Consider the following 20,610-nt stretch of genomic DNA (forward strand, 5'->3'; position numbering starts at 1 on the left):
CAAAAAATACAATCATGTTAAAGAAAGTTTTAAAAGGACTTGGGATATTTCTTTTGGTAACCATCATCGCATTAGCGGCAGCACCTTTTTTGTTTAAAGACAAAATCAAGGAAATGATTGCTAAAACATTAAACGAAAATGTAAATGCCAACATTGCATTTGAAGATGTGGATTTGAGTTTGTTCAAGAGTTTTCCACAGGCGCATGTTACTATCGACAAACTTAGCATTATCAACAAAGCACCATTCGCAGGTGATACGCTTTTATATGCTGGTGAAACCAATGTTACTATGAGCGTTAAAGAACTTTTCAAAGGTGAAGGTGAAACGATGAGCTTAGAAAGTTTTAGCGCCGTTGACGGAATAGTAAACATTATTTTCAACAAAGAAGGTCTTGGTAATTTTGACATCGCGCTAAAAGAAGCTGAAGAGAAAAAAACTACAGACAGCAAACCTTTTGCTTTGGATATTCAGAATTATGAGGTTGAAAATTTAAAATTCAGTTATGTAGATGAAGGTTCTGATATGAAAATGGTATTGGACAGCATTTATCATGAAGGAAAAGGAAATTTTGCCGCTCAAAAATTAGATTTGGAAACAAAAACTACTGCCAAACTATCTTTTGAAATGGAAAAAATGAACTACATGAACAATGTAGGCATCACTTTAGACGCTGTTTTAGGAATTGATTTAGAAAAAAGCAAATACGAATTCAAAGACAATAAAGCTCTAATCAATCAATTGCCATTGGAATTTAATGGATTTATTCAAATGGTGGAAGCAGGTCAAACCTATGACTTAACATTCAAAACTCCAACTTCTGATTTTAAAAATTTCTTAGGATTAGTTCCAGCCGCTTATTCAGGCGATATTAATAAAGTAAAAACAACAGGGCAATTTTCAGTAGATGGAAAAGTAAAAGGGAATTTAACCGAAACTACTATTCCAGCTTTTGATGTGAAAATTGCTTCGAATAATGCCTCTTTCCAATATCCAGATTTACCAAAATCGGTAAAAAATATTGTGATTGACACACATATTATCAACGAAACTGGTTTAATGAATGATACTTTTGTGAATTTACACCAATTGTCATTCGCAATTGATCAAGACGTTTTTAATGCGAAGGCAATTATTAAAAATATTGCAACTAATGCTCTTGTTGATGCCGAATTAAAAGGAACCATCAATTTAGCAAATGTTACCAAAGCGTATCCTGTAAAATTAGACAAACCGCTAACTGGAATTCTAAAAGCCGATGTGAAAACAAAATTCGATATGCAATCGGTTGAGAAAAGTCAGTATCAAAATATTCAAAATTCGGGAACAGTGAGCTTAACTGGCTTTAATTACGAAGGTCCAGAAATGGCGAAACCTTTCAAAATTAATCAAGCTAATGTAGCTTTCAATCCAAACCATATCAATTTGAGCAAGTTTGACGCTAAAACCGGTTCATCTGACATTCAAGTAAACGGAACATTAGATAATTTCTATGGATTTATGTTCAAAAACCAAATCTTGAAAGGAAAATTTAACATGAATTCGACTAAATTAGTGGTTTCTGATTTTATGGCACCAACTACAACGGTTAATGACGAAGGCAAGAAAACTACTGAAGCGGTTAAAATTCCTTCTTTCTTGGATTGTAGTATTACAGCTAAAGCAGGAACAGTTGTTTATGATAATTTGAATTTGAAAGATGTTTCTGGAAATATGATTATCCGTGACGAAGCCGTTACCTTGAATAATTTAAAAATGGGAATTTTTGGAGGAAATATTGGGTTAACCGGAACCGTTTCAACCAAAGGAAATACGCCAAAATTTGATATGAATTTAGGCTTAAACGCGGTAAATATTGCCGAGTCGTTTACCCAATTAGACATGTTAAAATCGATTGCTCCAATTGCTGGTGTAATTAATGGAAAACTGAATTCAACCATCAAACTTACTGGAAATTTACAAAATGATATGACGCCTAACTTAAAAACCATTTCTGGTGATTTATTTGGGCAATTATTATCTACTACTATCAATGAAAAGAACTCTTCAATGCTAACTTCTTTAAGTTCTAACTTAAAATTCATCGACATGAGTAAAGTAAACTTAAACGACGTGAAAGCAGCTTTATCTTTTAAAGATGGAAAAGTAAACGTAAAACCATTTGATATTAAATACCAAGATATTACAGTAAACGTTGGCGGAAGTCATGGTTTCGATCAAACAATGAATTACAACTTGAAATTTGATGTTCCGGTGAAATATTTAGGTAAAGACGTAACGAATTTAATTGCGAAATTAACGCCAGCCGACCAAAAACAAATAACGAGTATTCCAGTAAATGGATTGATGACAGGCAACTTTTCGCAACCAAAATTTAATTCTGATTTAAAACAATCGACTACAAATTTGACTACGCAATTGGTTAAAATGCAGAAAGAGAAATATGTGAATAAAGGTACAAATGCATTAAACAATATGTTGAATGGAACCAAAGGCAATACCTCTGGAACTACTACAACTGCAACTGATACTTCAAAAACCAAAACCACACCTAAAGAAGAAATTAAAAACACGGTAAAAGACAAAGCAACCGGAGCTTTAAAAGATTTATTTGGCAAGAAGAAAAAAGAATAATTTTAAAAAGAAACCCTTTCAACTTTGAAAGGGTTTCTTTTTAAAAAATATGCAGAAAAACTACAGCAACGCATTCAAAAAAGTTTCATTTGTTTGTTGAAAATTTTAAAACAAATAAATATGAAACACAAACTAAAGAAAATTCTCCTCTTGTATTTATTAAGTGGAATACTTTTTGTATCTTGTAGTCTAGAAGAAGATTACGTAAAAAATGAACATCAAAATAAACTAGTTTTAAAAAAGATGTACAAAGACGAAATTAAAAAAAATAATATTTTGTTAACAAACTAAATTTAATGCAATCTAGCTTAAATAGCAGAACATCAAAATTGGTTACAGATACTATTTTTAATTTTTCAATTGATACCGATTTTTGTTATTCCATTTATAATCCAACAACAAAAGTTACCTCTTATACATTTGCTACTATTTCAGAAAATCCAAAGTTGCAAAATTTAGTTGTCGCCTGCGATTCGTTACAAGTTTTTAAAACTTATTTAATGGATTACGATATTAATAAAAATGATTTTACTACTATTAATCCAAGTCAAATTCCAAACATTGAAGCCAATTGTAAATTAATTAACTTTGATGCTACTAGCTTATTTAATAAATGCCAAGCAAGTATGGAATTAATTTGTGTAGAAACTTGGGGATATGCCGAAGGTGGTACAGAATCTCCAATGGAAGGAGAACTTGTAGGATATTATAATGGGGATAACGTAAGTGGTAGTGTATGGGTGTTACAATCTACAAGCTGTAGTTTTGTATATAACGATGGTTGCACTGGAGGAGGCGATCTTGGCACAGGCTTTATAACAACCCCTACAGATGGTTCAGGAGGTGGTGGTTCTTCATTAGTAGACAATGACAGCCCTTGTAATAAACTAAAAAATTTATTTAAATACCCACAGCCCAATATTAAATCAACTATTATCAATGATTTAAGGCCTAATATAGATGTAAATCCAAAAGGAGAAAAAGGCGCAGCATTAATAAAAACTAATACTGGAGTAATGAACACAAGAGTACTTCCAGCAACAACAGATACTGAAATATTTATGCCTACAGGTGGCTCTTATTATTCTGCAATACATACTCATCCTAAATTCGCTGCATATCCCATGTTTTCATATAGTGATGTTGTTTTTTTACAAAAAATGCACAATAATATTGAGTCATATAATGAAGATTTGGCAAGTTTTTTGTTAGTTTGTCAAGATGATAGTGGAACTTTTCAAACTTATGCTATAGTATTTGACCCTTTTAGTTTAAACGATGGAATTGACCAATTTTTGAATACTCCTGAAAATAATGGATGTTCGCAAAATGAAATAAAAGGACAGGTAGATGAACTTTTGAAAGAAGAATTCAATATTGATAATAATTACGAACGGGTATTTTTAAAATTTATGGCACATACCAATGTATCTATATATAAAGCAAACAGCACTTTAACTAATTGGAATAAATTAAGCATGGATACTGGAATCACAAATACTGTAAAATCAACACCTTGTAACTAAAAAACATAAATTATGAAAAAAGCACATATTTTTATTATACTGTTTATTACATTTTTAAGTAATGCTCAAAACCCAATAATTGATCTTTCAGAATCCAGACTCGGAAAACCTGACGGATATTATAAAAAAGATATACACAATTTACTTAATCCATTTGAAGGAACTTATCTATATACAAATGGGAATACTTTATTTAAAGTGATATTAGTAAAAAAAGTACAGCAATATAATGGGCGCTATTATGAAGATTTAATTATAGGAGAATATCAATATATAGTAAACGGAATTGAAAGAGTTAATACTATAAATGAAATTAATACAGTTTACAATAATCAACGTGTACACAATATAGATGGCAACATAATTGTTGATAATAATTTTAGAATGTGGAAATGTCCCACATGCCCTGTTAATGAAAAGAGGCTTAGTGGTAGCATAAGAGATGCTTCAACAGACAGATATGCAAATTTTACTATGCGAAGAACAAATGAAAATGGTCAAGAAGTATTAAAAATTTATATTTACGGTGTTTCTAGAGCTGAAAATGAAAATGACCCAAATTTTTCTTTACCATTGTTAAATGAGTTGACTCTTATTAAACAATAAACTTATTTGCAAACAAAGAAACCCTTTCAACTTTGAAAGGGTTTCTTTTTAAAAAATATACAGAAAAACTACAGCAACGCATTCAAAAAAGTTTCATTTGTTTGTTGAAATTTTAAAAGAACTTACAAATAATTATTTATTTGCAACAAAAATGACTGGAAGACAAAATCAAATAAAAAAAGCAGATGAAGAATTTGGCAGATATCTAAAAAACTCCACTAATTTAGAAAAAGCATTTTCAGATTTTTTTCCCCTCAAATACTTTATCAATGTATAGAGTAACAGGAGATTTTACAGTTTATACCAAGCTTTCGCTACCAGAAAACACATCAAGTTCAATAATAGATACAACATCAGGTAATTAATTAAACTATGAAAACAAAATATTTTTTAACAATTATCATACTTCAAATTGCTTGCTTTTCTTGTAAAGCACAAGATCTTATTATTAGTGGACGAACTCATTATACTGACACCCCAGTAGGAGGTTATTATAAAGACCAAAACAACCTTCTTAATCCATACATAGGAACTTGGGTTTACACTAATGGAAACACAAGTGTAACGATACAATTAAGAAAGTTAACTCATAAATTAAATTTAAACATATATGAGGATGTCTTAGTTGGCGAATACAGATTCGTGGAAAATGGAGTGGAAATTTTTAACACCTTAGATAGGTTTAATTTAGATTTAAACAACTATTCCGATTATAATATAAATGGTAATACTGGCTTATTAGCAACTGATATTCCAAAATGTACGGATTGTAATTTAGGAATTCTAAGAATTGAACTAACATTTAATGATTTTTTGAAAGGAGTGTTAGGTAGCATGTATTTTGGAATATCACAATCAGACAATAATAAAGCTGTAGTCTTTATTAATAGTAGTGGTCTAAAAATCACAGTAGTTAACCCTTCAGACCCTTCTTTTGACACCACAACAACTGTAGGAACGACAATTCCTAATGGTTGGTATTTGTTCATTAAACAATAAATAATTAAACAATAAATAAAAAAAACCTTACTTCTTTAACAAAGTAAGGGTTTCTTTTTATAAACTCATCTTCACCACATATCCTTCATAGGTTCTTACGTTAAAAACGGTTCCGTCTTCAAAAAGTAAGTATTGTCCTTTAATTCCGGTTAAGGTTCCTGAAAAATTAGGAGTTTTATCTAAATTTAAACTCGTTACTTTTTTTGGATATTGCAAAACAGGAAAATCGAGCTGAATGATTTTTTCATCTTTTGGGAAATAATCTTTTACTTCGGTTGGTAACCAATCGAAAACTTTATTTCGCTCAGAAATTAAATCCATATTGGGTACTTCGTTTTTTAGCATTTTTTGCCAATTGGTTTTATCAGCAAAATGGTTCTTCAAAGCTACTTCTGTGATTCCTGCTAAATATCTATTAGGAACTTCCACAATTGGAATGGCTTGCACAGCGCCTTGGTCAATCCAACGAGTTGGAACTTGGGTTTTTCTGGTTACTCCTACTTTTACTTCACTTGATAAGGCTAAATAGACTACATGAGGTTGTAATTGTACGCGTTTTTCGTATTCTAAATCGCGGTCTTCAATATCTAAATGCGCGGTGCTTAATTCGGGTTTCATAATCCAATCACCTACTGCTGGACTGCTCATAAAACAATCGTAACAAAATCCTTGACGAAAAATTTTCTTGGCTTTCCCGCAATTCAAACATTGGTAGCCTTGAAATTCAATTTCCATTGGTTTACCTAAAAGTTGGTTCAGGTTTAAAAAACTATTTTCAAAAACCAAATAGTATTGAATTGGATTCCCAAATTCGGTTTGCATTTTACTTAGCGTGCCTTGATAATTCATTTGTGTTAAGATTTACTTTTTCGTTCAATTATTTAAAAAAAATGCTATTTTTGGTAAAGTTATTATTCCGTTTTAATAATTCAAAATTAGAAATAGGTAAATGCCATTACAAATTATAAATTCTGTAGCCACTTGGATTTTGAAGAAACGAATTCATCAAATGGAATTGTTCTTAAAATATCCGCATGAAGTACAAGAAGAATTGCTTTTCAACCTTATAAAATCTGCCGAAAACACGCAAATTGGAAGAAAATACGACTTTTCTTCTATGAAGAATTACACCACTTTTAGTGAGCGAATTCCCGTTTCTACTTACGAAGATTTAGAACCTTTAATTGAAAAAACAAGACAAGGCGAACAAAACGTTTTTTGGAATTCCAACATAAAATGGTTTGCTAAATCGAGCGGAACTACTAATGCTAAGAGTAAATTTATTCCGGTGAGTTCGGAAGCTTTGGAGAATTGTCATTACAAAGCGAGTAAAGATTTATTGTGTTTGTATTTGAACAACAATGAAGATTCGCAAATGTTTACAGGAAAGAGTTTACGTTTAGGAGGAAGCAAGCAATTATACGAAGACAACAACACGTTCTTTGGTGATTTATCAGCCATTTTAATTGACAACATGCCGATTTGGGCCGAATTTAGTTCAACACCAAGCAGCAAAATTTCGTTAATGGGCGATTGGGAAACCAAACTTCCAGCCATTATCAACGAAACCATTAACGAAAATGTAACGAGTTTAGCAGGTGTTCCAAGTTGGATGTTGGTTTTGTTACAAAAAACATTAGAAACTACTGGAAAATCAAATTTATTGGAACTTTGGCCAAATGCCGAAGTCTATTTTCATGGAGGCGTAAATTTTGATCCATATAGAGAACAATACAAGAAATTATTTCCAAAAGATAGTTTCAAATACTACGAAATTTACAATGCTTCGGAAGGCTTTTTTGCGATTCAAGACCAAAATGATTCGAGCGAATTATTGTTAATGCTAGATTACGGTATTTTCTATGAATTCATTCCGATGGATACGTTTGGAACGCTTAACCAACATGTCATCCGATTAAACGAAGTAGAATTGAACAAAAATTATGCATTGGTAATTACGACAAACTCAGGTTTATGGCGCTATTTAATTGGCGATACCATTCGATTTACGTCATTAAGCCCGTACCGAATTAAAGTAACAGGAAGAACCAAACATCACATAAACGTTTTTGGAGAAGAATTAATGGTAGAAAATACCGATACGGCTTTAACCAAAACGTGTAAAGAATTCAATTGTGAAATTACCGATTATACGGTGGCTCCCATTTTTATGAGCGACATACAAAAAGGCGCTCACGAATGGATAATAGAATTTAAAACCAAACCAAATAATATTGAGAATTTCCAAAAGGCTTTAGACGAAAATCTTCAAAGTGTCAATTCTGATTATGAAGCCAAACGCTACAACAACATGACCTTAAATCCGTTAGTATTAAATGTGGCTCGTGAAAATCTTTTTTATGATTGGTTAAAACAACAAGATAAACTAGGTGGTCAACACAAAGTACCAAGACTTTCTAATGAACGAAATTATCTAGAAAGCCTATTAACACTTCAATAAAACAATTATGAAAAAGAAGATAATATATTCCCTTATGACATTAGTCCTAATTACAGTATCTTGCGGACCAAGACGTTATAAATGTGGGCCTTACAGAAAATGCGAAAACTCAATAGAAAAAAACGAAAAAAATTCTTTTAATAAAGAATATCACAAAAGTAATCTCTGCTAAGAGCGTTTTATTGCAATATTCTCAAAAAAATCGATTTACTTCAAATGCAGTAAATCGATTTTTTTTGCATTATATCGGATTTTTAAATAATAATTAATAAATAAATACACTATTAATTTTTTTTCCAAAAAATACCTCTAATTTTGCACCCGTTTTAACCTCTATATTAACTAACTATTATTTAAGCATTTAAATTTATGAAACTAAACAAAATCCTTACGTTACTTTTACTTTTAGGAAGCTTTGTATCTTTTGGACAAGAGCCAAAACGTTCAGAAGGAGCAGAAGCTATTGTAAATGCCATTAATAAAAACACAAAAGGAATTAGCTTCATTACAAGTGATACTGGAATCAATTCTGAATTAAACGAAATTGGTACCACTTTCTTTAAGAACAAATACATCATCTTATCTAATAAAAAAAGAAGACATGCTGATGTAACTGTTAATCCTATTACAAATACTCCAAACAATAATTTATACTGTGTAGATGTAAAAGAAGACGGAAACTTATCTTTCCCTTTACTTTTCTCTCAGGCGTTAGATTCTGAAAACGATGAAGGCTCAATCGGATTTTCTTCTGACCAAAGAACTATTTTCTTTACTCAAGAAAACCCTAATAATAAACAATTGTTTACTCTACACAAAGCAACTCTTAATGAGAAAGATGCTAAAAAATGGACAAACATCACTAATTTAAATGTGGTTCCAGAGCAATATTCAGCTGAAACTCCAAGTGTTTCTCCTGACGGAAAGAAAATTTATATTGCTTCAAACATTCCTGGTGGATTTGGTGGATTTGATATTTATGAAGCTACCATTGCAGAAGATGGAACTATCGGAAAATTAGTTAACTTAGGTCCAAACGTAAATACAGCAGACGATGAGAAATATCCTTATATGTCTTCTGATAACAAATATTTATATTTTTCTTCGAAAGGTCATTTAAATTTAGGTGGTTATGATGTATTTAGATCGGCTTATGTTGACAATTCATTCTTAACGGCTATGAATTTAGGTACTGATTTAAATTCAAGAAGAGACGATGTTGCTTTTGTAATGACTTCTCCATCTAAAGGATATATTTCAACAGATAAAAAACAATCGGGTAATTTTGATATTTTAAAATTCGAAATTAAAAAGCAAGAAAATTTACACTTTAGCTATACTGTCGTTGAAGAAGTTACTAAAACAGCTTTACCAAACGCAACAGTTGTTGTAACTGACGAATTTGGGACTAAATTAGCAGAGACTCAATCTGATAATAATGGTAAAATCAAATTAGTTTTAGAACCATTAACAACTTACAATGTTGTAGTTAATAAAGATGGTTACGAAACTAAAAAATTAAATATTGCTACTGGTGATACTGACAAAAACATTGCTTTAACTCAGAAAAAAGCAGTAGTTACTGAAGATGCAATTGTAATTGAAAATATTTATTTTGATTTCAATAAATCAACAATTAAAAAAGAATCTGAATTATCATTGAACAAAATTGTTGAAGTTCTTAAGAACAATACAAACATGAGTATTACAATTAATGCACACACTGATAGCAAAGGGTCTGAAACTTACAACCAAACACTTTCAGAAAGTAGAGCAAAATCTGCATATCAATATTTACTTAAAAAAGGTATTCCAGCAACGCAATTAACTTACAAAGGTTTTGGTGAAAGCGAATTGTTAGAAAAATGCGAGAAATGTTCAGCAAAACAAGACCAAACAAATAGAAGGGTTGAATTCAAAATCGTAAAATAAAAAAGCACACTCTCAATTAATCACAACTATAAAAAAATGAAAAAAATCTCTCTAGTATTAGCCTTATCAACAATTGTATTATTAACATCATGCTCTAGTGGCTGGAGTTGTAGATCAAGTTATGTAAATGCTAAGCAAACCAAAACAATCGAGCAAAAGAAAAATGCTTAATCATAAAAAAAGGTCGCCAATTGGCGACCTTTTTATTTATACTTATTTCCTTAAGAAACAGCTTTCAATCTTTGTAATAAATTTTTACTCAAACTGTTTTCAGCATATTCTTTTGTAACTTGTAAGTGTTTGTCATCAGAACTTGGTAATTCGTACATAGCATCGGTTAAAATAGCTTCACATAACGAACGTAAACCTCTGGCTCCAAGTTTATACTCTAAAGCTTTTGACACAATGTAATCTAATGCTTCTTCTTCAATATCTAAAGTCACCTCATCCATTTCAAACAATTTCTTATATTGTTTTACTAAGGCATTTTTAGGCTCCGTTAAAATAGCTCTTAAAGTTTCCGCATCTAAAGGATCCATGTGAGTTAGAACTGGTAAACGACCAATAATTTCTGGAATTAATCCAAAATCTTTTACGTCTTTCGGTATCAAATATTGCAACAAATTATCTTTATCGATTTGGTCTGTTCCAATAGAAGAACTATAACCAACGGCTTGTCTGTTCAAACGTTTTGAAATAATTCTTTCAATTCCGTCAAAAGCACCACCAGCGATGAATAAGATATTTTGTGTATTTACTTCAACAAATTTTTGGTCGGGATGTTTTCTTCCTCCTTTTGGTGGGACATTTACAACCGTTCCTTCAAGTAATTTCAGCAAAGCTTGTTGCACACCTTCACCCGAAACGTCACGAGTTATCGATGGATTATCGCTTTTACGAGCAATTTTATCAATTTCGTCAATAAAAACAATTCCTCTTTCGGCTTTAGCCACATCGTAATCAGCGGCTTGTAACAAACGAGTTAAGATACTTTCTACATCTTCTCCTACATAACCCGCTTCGGTTAAAACAGTTGCATCAACGATAGCCAATGGAACATTCAACATTTTAGCAATGGTTTTTGCCACCAATGTTTTACCTGTTCCGGTTTGTCCTACCATTAAGATATTACTCTTTTCAATCTCAACTTCGTCTTCCAATTGAACTTGCATCAAACGTTTGTAGTGATTGTAAACCGCTACACTCATTACTTTTTTAGTTTGCTCTTGTCCAATTACGTAATCATCTAAAAACGCACGAATTTCTTTCGGTTTTAAAAGAATCAAATCGGCAATCAAATTCGAATTACCTGATTGTTTTAATTCTTCTAATACAATTCCGTGAGCTTGTTCGATACATTTGTCGCAAATATGCGCATTAATCCCTGCAATTAATAAATTGGTTTCAGGCTTTTTCCTTCCGCAGAATGAACACTCTAATACTTCTTTAGCCATTTTTTAATGATTAGTCAAAAGTGATTAGTAAATAGCTTATCACTTTTTACTAATCACTAATTACTTTTTAAATTATCTTGTTAAAACCTCATCAATCATTCCGTATTCTTTTGCTTCAGCAGCAATCATCCAATAATCTCTTTCGCTGTCTTTGTAGACTTTATCATAAGGTTGTTTTGAATGTTGCGAAATGATTTGGTATAATTCTTCTTTTAATTTCAACATTTCTTTCAAGTTGATTTCCATATCAGTTGCAACTCCTTGCGCTCCTCCTGACGGTTGGTGAATCATAACTCGTGAATGTGGTAAAGCCGAACGTTTTCCATCTGCTCCAGCACATAATAAAACCGCTCCCATTGAAGCTGCCATTCCTGTACAGATAGTAGCCACATCAGGTTTTACGAATTGCATTGTATCGTAAATTCCTAATCCTGCATATACACTTCCTCCTGGAGAATTGATATAAATACTAATATCTTTAGAAGCATCAACACTTTCTAAAAACAACAATTGTGCTTGAATAATATTTGCCACATAATCATCAACTCCTGTTCCTAAGAATATAATTCTATCCATCATTAAACGAGAGAAAACGTCCATTGAAGCTACGTTTAATTGACGCTCTTCAATGATATATGGAGTCATACTTCCTACAATTTTATCGTAATATAAACTGTTTACTCCGTGATGCTTAGTAGCATATTTTTTAAATTCTTTTCCGTAGTTCATAATTTTTTGTTTAAATGTTTAAGCGTTTAAAAGTTTAAATGGGTTGAACTAAAAACATTATATTTTAAATAGTTATCTTTTATTTTATGAAACAAAATGGTTTCAATAAAAAAGCGCCAAAACTAGTCTGACGCTCAAAGATAATTATTTTTTGCGAGATATTATTCTCCGTACATTTCTTTGATGAATTGCTCGTAATTTACTTCTTTCGTTTTAGCTTTTACTTTTTCTTTGTAAAGACCTAACATTTTTTCGCTCATTACTTGCTCTGATAAACGTTTTACCTCGTCTTGGTTTGACATTACGCGAGCTACAATTCCGTTAATTTCATCTTCTGATGGATTTAATTGACCAAATTGCGCCATTTGTTTCTTGATTAAATCAGCAGTGTGTGCTTTTAAATCTTCGAAAGTGATTTGTAAATTATTTTCAGCCATTACTTTTCCTTCGATTAATTGGAAACGTAATCCTTTTTCAGATCTTGCGAATTCTTCTTCTGCTTGTTCAGCGGTTAAAGGTGTTTCACCTACATTTTGAATCCATCTTTTTAAGAATTCAGCTGGTAAATCAAATTTTGTAGTTTCGATTAAAAATTCAGTAACATCGTTTAAGAATTTTTGATCTGCTTGTTGGGCAAATTGTGCTTCAGCATCTTCTTTGATTTTCGCTTTTAAATCTTCAACTGAAGAAATAACACCAGGTCCGAATAATTTATCGAATAATTCTTGGTTTAATTCTGCTTTTTCAACTGAATTGATTTCCTCAATTGTAAAATCAACATTGATATCTAAACCGTGAACATCATCATGACTTACTTTTAAGTAATCCATTAATTTGTGATCGTCATCGAATAAACCTTTAGTTCCGATAGTTACAACATCACCTACTTTTTTACCAATGAATGCTTTTGCAACTTTTTTATCAGCAAAAATATCTAAACCAAAGTTAGCTGGAGCGTTGATTCCTTTTTCTTCATTTGTAAAAGTTCCTCTTACTTCGAAGTCTGCTTTTACTTCAGATTGAGAAATTAATTTTCCGTATTGTTTTTGGATTCTTTCTACTTGCTCATTCAACATTTTATCATCAGCAATAACGTTGAATTTTATAACATTATTTTTAGCTGTTAAGTCTACTGAAAACTGAGGCGCTAATCCTAACTCGAAATCAAATGATAAGTTATCATTATCCCAATTGAAATCTTCTGTTACTTTTGGAAGTGGATTACCCAAAATATCTAATTTCTCGGCTACTAAATAATCATTTAAAGACGATTGTAAAATTTTGTTTACTTCATCTAACAACACAGCTTTACCATATTGTTTTTGAATTAAACTCATTGGAACTCCACCTTTTCTAAAACCTGGAACCGATGCGTTTTTTCTATAGTCAGCTAATACTTTTTCTACTTTATCTGAATAATCTTCTTTCGTAATTGCTACCGTTACAATAGCATTTAAATCATCAACTTGCGTTTTTGTAATGTTCATTATTTCTTTTGTTTAAGTACCATAAAATTTGGGTTGCAAAATTATAGAATTTTTGCAACCCAAACAAGTTTTTAATTTACTGAAATTCAATTCGCTAAAAATTAATCCTCACTAACAAAGATTTTATTTAAAATTGACTGAATAATAGACAACAAGACACTAAACAAAAGTGCATCTACAAATCCATCAACTCGAAACTCTACAATAAAATAATCGCAGATTAAAATTATTATAGCATTGATTACCAATAAGAATAAACCAAGTGTAAAAAAAGTTACTGGAATAGTAAGTAATACTAAAATAGGTTTTAAAAATGTATTTAAAAGACCTAAAACTACTGCAACTAACAAAGCTCCAGTTAAATCAGTAACATGAACACCTGGTAAAAAATATGACAGCACAAAAACTACTATTGTACTAATAAGGAGTTTAATTAATAAATTCATTTTATTTGATTAAGAAATTTAAAATTACAAAAAAAGGCATCAATAATGATGCCTTTTCAACTATTTTTTTTCAAATTTAATTTGAACCTACAATGTTAATTCCAGGAAAATAAGATGGGTGGTGTAATGGTAAATTTGCATGGTAATAACTATTAATCACTTTAATGATTTCATTAGCAATTACTGCATATCCACGTGCATTAGGATGAACTCCATCTAGAGAAAATAAAACTTGACCTTCTGTTGTAGAGCCACTAAAGTAATTAGCAGTATAAACCTGCCCAGTTTCAATTCTTAATCCTCCTACTAATTGGTTCATAACAGCATTCATATCAGCCACAGCAATATCATTTGCCGCAGCAATTGAAGTGATAGCTGAGTTAAAAGAAGCAGTAGCAGCAGCAACTTTTGCTTTTTCATTATCAGTTAAAACCCATTTATTAGCCATAGGATATGTAACCCCATTAATATTTATACCTGCAGGAGCTAAAGTGTTTACAGTTCCAATTACTGAAGAGGCAGGTAAAACCACTAAATCAGCAGCAGTTGCTTGACGTGCTTTTCCAAAAACAGCTCCAAAAGCAGCAGCTGTTGGCGCTCCCAAAGTTGGCGTTAAAGCACCTGTAATTTGAGCTGATCGGTCCGCTGCATCAGCATCGTAAATTAAAATTGGATTAGCAGAAGTTGCTGAAAGAGGATTTACTCTATTTGGCTCACCATAAGCAGTAAAAATATTATCTAAAGGTCCGTATAATTGCGCATTTAATGTTGCAATATTAGTAGCTCCCCCTAAAGCAGTTGGAGATAACGGTGCATATGGTACAGTTGTAAAATATGGAATTGAAGTAACACTAGGAATTGTACAAACCACACCTTTAGCTCCTCCAGATGTTAAAGTCGTGATAATTGTTGAATAAACATTTGCAAAAACTCCTGCATTAGTTATATCGTTTGAACCATAAGTCGCTGGATTTGTATTTCCTGTAGAGTTATGGTCAGCAGCTGGTGTAGGTGATAAACTTTCATCAACTGTAGTTGATGGGTTATCAGGCAAAGCACCACCACTTGTAGCATATGACAATACATCATTAGCACCAATCCAATTCGTGAAGAATGTTGGATTCTTTGACATTGCATCTCCTAAAACTGTCGCAGAAGCTGAAGTAGCGTGTCTAACAAAATAAGGATTTGCTTGACCAAGAGCAACGCCAGCAATATTCCCATAGCCTGATGCTAATAAATGAAATGATTTTGCCCCTGGAACACCCATATTATTATAAGCCGTAAATTGTTGTGCAGACACTTCAATTGTTGAAGTCCCAGCTATAGTTTCTGGTCTTCCTTCAGATGCATCAATAACTAAACGAGTTCTAAACAAATTTCTACCATTTACATCTGAAATAGGTAAGCCCCCTAACATTAACCCTCCTAAATTGTTAACATCGTCTGCATAAGAAGGTTGCGTAAATTCTCCACCACCTACTAAAGCAAATTGTCTTGCTAATAAATTTGGATAAGAATACGTTTGACCTACTCTAGAAACTGTTCCGTCCATGTAACCAGCAGTTAAAGAGTTACCGATAGCAACATAAGTTGTGAAATCTGCATCTCCTGCTGTATAATTTGCATCAACAGCATTTTCAAATTCTGGTTCACACGAAGCAAATCCAGCAGCTAAAACAGCTAAATATATAAATTTATTTTTCATATTATTATTTTTTAAAATTAGAACCCGTAAGTAATTCCTATTCCTGGTGAGAAAACAGATGATTTATATGTTCCACCAAATGGAAGCGTATTTCCATTTTCTTGATAGTAATCATAAGAATTATCGATTTCATCAAAATGTAAATAAAGGAATGAGAAATCAATACCTAATTTACTGTTTAATTGATATGTTAAACCTCCTGTGTATCCCATAGAATCATTTCTTGGTGTTTCTGGAGCAAAATAACCATCTTGAACTGGGCTTTCGTCGAAATACCAACCTGCTCTAAAAGTAAATTTACTATTAGCCACATATTGCATACCCACTCTATAAGTACTTGCGTCTTTGTAATTTCTTAAGTTAGTAGATGTTGGAACACTGTTTGCGAAATCAACAACTAAAGCATCATAAGCACTCCACTTTGTTCTGTTATAATCGAATGCTACTAAAAATTTATCTGTAAATTTATAAGACAAACCAACCGTTAATTCTGCTGGTAATGGTAAATCTGCATTAAATGTTGTGTTATTAAAAGTTCCTTGTGCAAATACAGGAACATCATTAAACGTAGCATCACCATCTCTTGCTTCCATTATCATTTCAGAACGATAATTCATTCCTAATCTTAACTTATCTGTAGGATTAAACATAAATCCAACATTATAACCATAAGCAGAAATTCCTTTAGCATCTAAAGTTACATCAGCAGGCTGACCATTGTCTGACAATAAAGGATTTGTTGATAAATTTCTGTTGAAATTCACCGAACCTGAAGCGTAAATAAATCCTCCACCAACACTAAAATGTTCTCCAACTCTAACAGAAATTGAAGGTTGAACAAAAATAGCAGCTAACTCAATACTATTAACTAAATGCGCTCCTTGCCAATCTTTATCCCATTCAACTGAACTACCATAAGGAGTGTAAACAGCCAAACCAGCTGTAAACCAGTCGTTTAATTTATAAGTAGCATAAATACTAAATGGAGTTCCAACATTGTTTGTACTAGCCTCCCAATTGTATTGCGAATTTTGAAATTTTGTGTTCGCAAATAATCCGTTACCACCAACTGATAAATTGAATTTTTTATCCAAATAAGCCATACCCGCAGGATTGAAAAAGGCAACCTCAGCACTATTTACCACAGCAACACCTGTATGTCCCATAGCTAATTGTTTTTGACCTTGGATACTAACTCTATATCCACCTGCAAAAGCAGTAGAGCCAGCCAAAGCCAATAATGTTAAAGAAAGTAATTTTCTCATAATGTAAAAATGTGTTAGTTTTTCTTTGTTTGTAAAATCTATACCTCAAAATTATAACAAAATATGAATTTTACAATTTTTTTAACTAAAAAATTATGCATGCATAATTTTTTGGTCGTTTTATTTAATAAAATCTATTACGAAGGAATAAAAATCTTTTGGATTTTCTGCGTGTAACCAATGTCCTGCATTCTTTATGGTTTCAATTTTTGCTTCTGGAAAATGGTGATAAATGGTTTCAAAATCACTATCCAAAATATAATCCGATTTATCCCCTCTTAAAAACAAAGTCTCTTTATCAAAAATATTCTCAAATGGTAAAGCAGTCCCTATGGTTTCAATTTTTTCATTGAAAACTTTTAGATTGAAGCGAAAAGCCAATTGTTCTGGAGTAGCCCAATACAAATTCTTAAGTAAAAACTGTCTTGTTCCAAAGTCTTTAATGTAACCCGAAACTATTTCTTCAACTTCTCCTCTACTCGGTTGTTTTGAAAAATCAACCGCATTCAAAGCTGCTAAAATGGTTTGATGATGTGGCGCATAATATTTTGGACAAATATCCGCTACTATTAATTTAGAAACTAATTCAGGATATGTTGTTGCTAAAAGCATAGCAACTTTTCCACCCATAGAATGTCCTATAATACTGATATCTGATAGTTGATAATAATCACAATATTGTTTTACATCTTCTACCATAATATCATATGAAAAATCTTCAGAATGAAAACTTTTACCGTGATTTCTTAAATCTAAAGCATGTACTTGAAAACCTTCATTTGCAAATTGAGTTCCTAGTGTTTTCCAATTGTCTGACATTCCAAGAAAACCATGAATAATTACTAATGGCTTTCCTTCGCCTTCTATTCTTGAATGTAACAACATTTTATTTCAATTTTTGAAGATACATATTCACTACATTTTCTAAACCTAAATATAAAGATTCGGAAATTAAAGCATGACCAATTGAAACTTCAAGCAATCCAGGAATGTTATCTTTAAAAAATTTGATATTTTCCAAACTTAAATCATGACCTGCATTTATGCCTAATCCTAATTCATTCGCTTTTATAGCTGCTTTTAAATAAGGCTCGATTCCGTTTTTATTTCCCAAACCATATTCGTGAGCAAAAGATTCCGTATACAATTCAATTCTTTCTGTTCCTGTTGCTTTTGCGCCTTCAATCATTTTTTCATCGGCATCTACAAAAATAGAAGTTCGGATTCCGTTTCTTTGAAACTCTTGAATTACTTCTATTAAATACGATTGATGTTTTATTGTATCCCAACCCGCATTAGAGGTTAAAGCTCCAATAGCATCAGGCACCAACGTAACTTGAGTAGGTTTGCATTCTAAAACCAAATCGATAAAATTATGTTGTGGATTTCCCTCAATATTATATTCGGTGTAGACTACCGATTTTAAATCGCGAGCGTCTTGATAACGAATGTGTCTTTCATCTGGTCTTGGATGAATAGTGATTCCATCAGCACCAAATTGCTGAATATCTTTTGCAACTTTCAATAAATCAGGCACATTTCCTCCTCTTGAATTACGAAGCGTGGCTATTTTGTTGATATTTACGGATAACTTTGTCATAATAATTTTAATTTATACAAAAATACAAAGTATAAGTTAGCTAGCATGTGGTATTTTTTGATTATTTTGCGATATATTTTCATCATATCCACAATGAATAATTTAACAAGCTACATCAATAACGAAATAAAACCGCTAAAACACACCGATTCTATAGCGGAAGCACAGGATTTGTTTTTGGATTTTCCTTACACACATTTTCCAGTTACCGAAGATGGAATATATATAGGATGCGTTAGTAAAGAAAATGTCGAACTTTTGAATAGTGATGCGCTTGTAAACGAAACTCGTTTTCATTTTGAACGTTTTTTTGTTAGAACAACAATGATTTGGTTAGATGTTTTAGAAATTTTTGCTAAAAACGAAAGCAATTTAATTCCGGTTTTAGATGAAAAAAATACTTATTTAGGATATTACGAACTTGAAGATGTAATTCGTTTTTTTCACGAAACGCCATTCTTAAAAGAAGAAGGTGGAATTATAGTCGTAGAAAAAGAATCAGATAAATTTTCTATGAGTCAAGTTGCCCAAATAGTAGAAAGTAATAATGCTAAGATTTTAGGATTATTTATTTCAAATGTTGTAGGAAATAAAGTAGAAATTACTGTAAAAATTAGTCAAAGCGGCTTGAACGATATAATTCAAACTTTCAGACGTTATGAATATGAGATTATTTCAGAACATCAGGAAGATTCGTATTTAAATAGCTTAAAAGAACGTTCAGATTACTTAGACAAATACTTAAATATTTAAAATAGATCGTAATGAAAATAGCATTATTTGGTCAATACTATCAAAATAGCACGGCAGAAACAGTACAAAAAGTAGTAGCTTTTTTAGAATCAAAAAAAATTAAAATTGCTTTTGAAGCACATTTTTTAGCTACTTTAAAAGAAAAAAATATTGTTTCAAAAGACTACGAAACGTATTCCAACTACACTACTTTGAATACCGATTACAAAGCTTTAATAAGTATAGGTGGAGACGGAACTATTCTAAAAGCAGCCACTTTTGTTAGAGATAAAAACATTCCCATTATAGGAATTAATGCCGGAAGATTAGGTTTCTTAGCAACGATTCAATTTGATAATATTGAACCTCTTTTACAAAAACTATTAGACAACGATTATGCCATTTCAAAAAGAAGTTTACTAAGTATAGAAACCACTCCAGAATACGACAATTTTAAGGAATTAGATTTTGCTCTAAACGAAGTTACGGTTGCAAGAAAAGATACCACTTCGATGATTACCATTATTACGTATTTAAATGGAGAATATCTTACTTCATATTGGGCAGATGGTTTGATTGTTTCAACTCCAACTGGTTCAACTGGATATTCACTAAGTTGCGGAGGACCTGTTCTTACCCCAAATGTAGAAAGCTTAGTTATAACTCCAATGGCACCTCACAATTTAAATGCCAGACCATTAGTAATTACTGATGATATGGAAATTGAGCTTCGAATTTCGGGTCGAGAAGAACAATTCTTAATTTCATTAGATTCAAGAATTTCAGCGGTTTCAAAAGACACGATTGTTCGAATAAAAAAATCGCCTTTTACCATTTCAATTATTGAATTTAAAGAAGAATCATTCCTAAATACGATTCGAAAAAAATTACTTTGGGGAGAAGACAAAAGAAATTAACACTCAATTTATATCATTTTTCATTTTTTAACGTTTTTAGCGTATTAATTAGCAACAAAAAAATCCCATAAAATAGGGATAAGAAGTCAATATTGTTATATTTGCAAACTATTTT

Annotated in this window: 18 protein-coding genes; 9 read left to right on the forward strand and 9 right to left on the reverse strand. The window is 31.6% G+C overall.

What is annotated here, in order from left to right; translation table 11 throughout:
- Nucleotides 1-14: 14 nt before the first annotated feature.
- From IM755_RS01510 to IM755_RS01530, 5 genes are all read left to right on the forward strand, one after another.
- A complete protein-coding gene (locus IM755_RS01510) occupies nt 15-2,633 on the forward strand; it encodes an AsmA-like C-terminal region-containing protein (protein WP_194093297.1) in 2,619 nt (872 codons plus the stop codon).
- 296 nt (nt 2,634-2,929) lie between these two features.
- Complete coding sequence (locus IM755_RS01515; RefSeq protein WP_194093298.1) at nt 2,930-4,159, forward strand: hypothetical protein; 1,230 nt, start codon at nt 2,930-2,932, stop codon at nt 4,157-4,159.
- A gap of 12 nt (nt 4,160-4,171) precedes the next feature.
- Nucleotides 4,172-4,765, forward strand: a complete 594-nt coding sequence (locus tag IM755_RS01520; protein WP_194093299.1) for a DUF6705 family protein — start codon at nt 4,172-4,174, stop codon at nt 4,763-4,765.
- Nucleotides 4,766-4,862: 97 nt separating this feature from the next.
- The gene (locus tag IM755_RS01525; protein ID WP_194093300.1) at nt 4,863-5,042 is read left to right on the forward strand and encodes a hypothetical protein; all 180 of its coding nucleotides are present in this window, start codon (nt 4,863-4,865) and stop codon (nt 5,040-5,042) included.
- Between the two features lie 95 nt (nt 5,043-5,137).
- On the forward strand, nt 5,138-5,764 hold the full coding sequence (locus tag IM755_RS01530; protein ID WP_194093301.1) for a DUF6705 family protein: 627 nt from the start codon (nt 5,138-5,140) through the stop codon (nt 5,762-5,764).
- A 57-nt stretch (nt 5,765-5,821) separates the two neighbouring features.
- Here IM755_RS01530 and IM755_RS01535 read toward each other — a convergent pair whose 3' ends face one another.
- Nucleotides 5,822-6,613, reverse strand: a complete 792-nt coding sequence (locus IM755_RS01535) for a DUF2797 domain-containing protein (protein ID WP_194093302.1) — start codon at nt 6,611-6,613, stop codon at nt 5,822-5,824.
- Between the two features lie 100 nt (nt 6,614-6,713).
- Between IM755_RS01535 and IM755_RS01540 the strand changes: the two genes are divergently transcribed.
- Both IM755_RS01540 and IM755_RS01545 read left to right on the forward strand, forming a co-directional pair.
- The gene (locus IM755_RS01540) at nt 6,714-8,225 is read left to right on the forward strand and encodes a GH3 auxin-responsive promoter family protein (protein ID WP_194093303.1); all 1,512 of its coding nucleotides are present in this window, start codon (nt 6,714-6,716) and stop codon (nt 8,223-8,225) included.
- Nucleotides 8,226-8,594: 369 nt separating this feature from the next.
- On the forward strand, nt 8,595-10,157 hold the full coding sequence (locus IM755_RS01545; protein ID WP_194093304.1) for an OmpA family protein: 1,563 nt from the start codon (nt 8,595-8,597) through the stop codon (nt 10,155-10,157).
- A 221-nt stretch (nt 10,158-10,378) separates the two neighbouring features.
- Here IM755_RS01545 and clpX read toward each other — a convergent pair whose 3' ends face one another.
- The 8 genes from clpX to IM755_RS01585 all read right to left on the reverse strand — a co-directional run bounded on the left by clpX (nt 10,379) and on the right by IM755_RS01585 (nt 18,846).
- On the reverse strand, nt 10,379-11,611 hold the full coding sequence (gene clpX, locus IM755_RS01550) for an ATP-dependent Clp protease ATP-binding subunit ClpX (RefSeq protein ID WP_194093305.1): 1,233 nt from the start codon (nt 11,609-11,611) through the stop codon (nt 10,379-10,381).
- Nucleotides 11,612-11,683: 72 nt separating this feature from the next.
- Complete coding sequence (gene clpP, locus IM755_RS01555) at nt 11,684-12,340, reverse strand: ATP-dependent Clp endopeptidase proteolytic subunit ClpP (protein WP_194093306.1); 657 nt, start codon at nt 12,338-12,340, stop codon at nt 11,684-11,686.
- Nucleotides 12,341-12,501: 161 nt separating this feature from the next.
- Nucleotides 12,502-13,827, reverse strand: a complete 1,326-nt coding sequence (gene tig, locus IM755_RS01560) for a trigger factor (protein WP_194093307.1) — start codon at nt 13,825-13,827, stop codon at nt 12,502-12,504.
- 101 nt (nt 13,828-13,928) lie between these two features.
- On the reverse strand, nt 13,929-14,273 hold the full coding sequence (locus tag IM755_RS01565) for a phage holin family protein (RefSeq protein WP_026724317.1): 345 nt from the start codon (nt 14,271-14,273) through the stop codon (nt 13,929-13,931).
- Between the two features lie 76 nt (nt 14,274-14,349).
- Nucleotides 14,350-15,981 (reverse strand): SGNH/GDSL hydrolase family protein, encoded by a 1,632-nt coding sequence (locus IM755_RS01570; RefSeq protein WP_194093308.1) that lies wholly within the window; start codon nt 15,979-15,981, stop codon nt 14,350-14,352.
- Nucleotides 15,982-15,998: 17 nt separating this feature from the next.
- Nucleotides 15,999-17,246, reverse strand: a complete 1,248-nt coding sequence (locus IM755_RS01575) for an OmpP1/FadL family transporter (RefSeq protein ID WP_194093309.1) — start codon at nt 17,244-17,246, stop codon at nt 15,999-16,001.
- A gap of 120 nt (nt 17,247-17,366) precedes the next feature.
- On the reverse strand, nt 17,367-18,128 hold the full coding sequence (locus tag IM755_RS01580; protein ID WP_194094436.1) for an alpha/beta fold hydrolase: 762 nt from the start codon (nt 18,126-18,128) through the stop codon (nt 17,367-17,369).
- Between the two features lie 4 nt (nt 18,129-18,132).
- Nucleotides 18,133-18,846, reverse strand: coding sequence for a pyridoxine 5'-phosphate synthase (locus IM755_RS01585; protein WP_194093310.1), 714 nt, complete (start codon nt 18,844-18,846; stop codon nt 18,133-18,135).
- Nucleotides 18,847-18,939: 93 nt separating this feature from the next.
- On the opposite strand from IM755_RS01585, the gene IM755_RS01590 reads away from it, so the two are divergent.
- On the forward strand, nt 18,940-19,599 hold the full coding sequence (locus IM755_RS01590) for a CBS domain-containing protein (RefSeq protein ID WP_194093311.1): 660 nt from the start codon (nt 18,940-18,942) through the stop codon (nt 19,597-19,599).
- An 11-nt stretch (nt 19,600-19,610) separates the two neighbouring features.
- Nucleotides 19,611-20,495: an NAD kinase gene (locus tag IM755_RS01595; protein WP_194093312.1), complete on the forward strand. Its 885-nt coding sequence runs from the start codon at nt 19,611-19,613 to the stop codon at nt 20,493-20,495.
- Nucleotides 20,496-20,610 lie beyond the last annotated feature (115 nt).

The organism is Flavobacterium proteolyticum, assembly GCF_015223105.1.
Lineage (GTDB): Bacteria > Bacteroidota > Bacteroidia > Flavobacteriales > Flavobacteriaceae > Flavobacterium > Flavobacterium proteolyticum.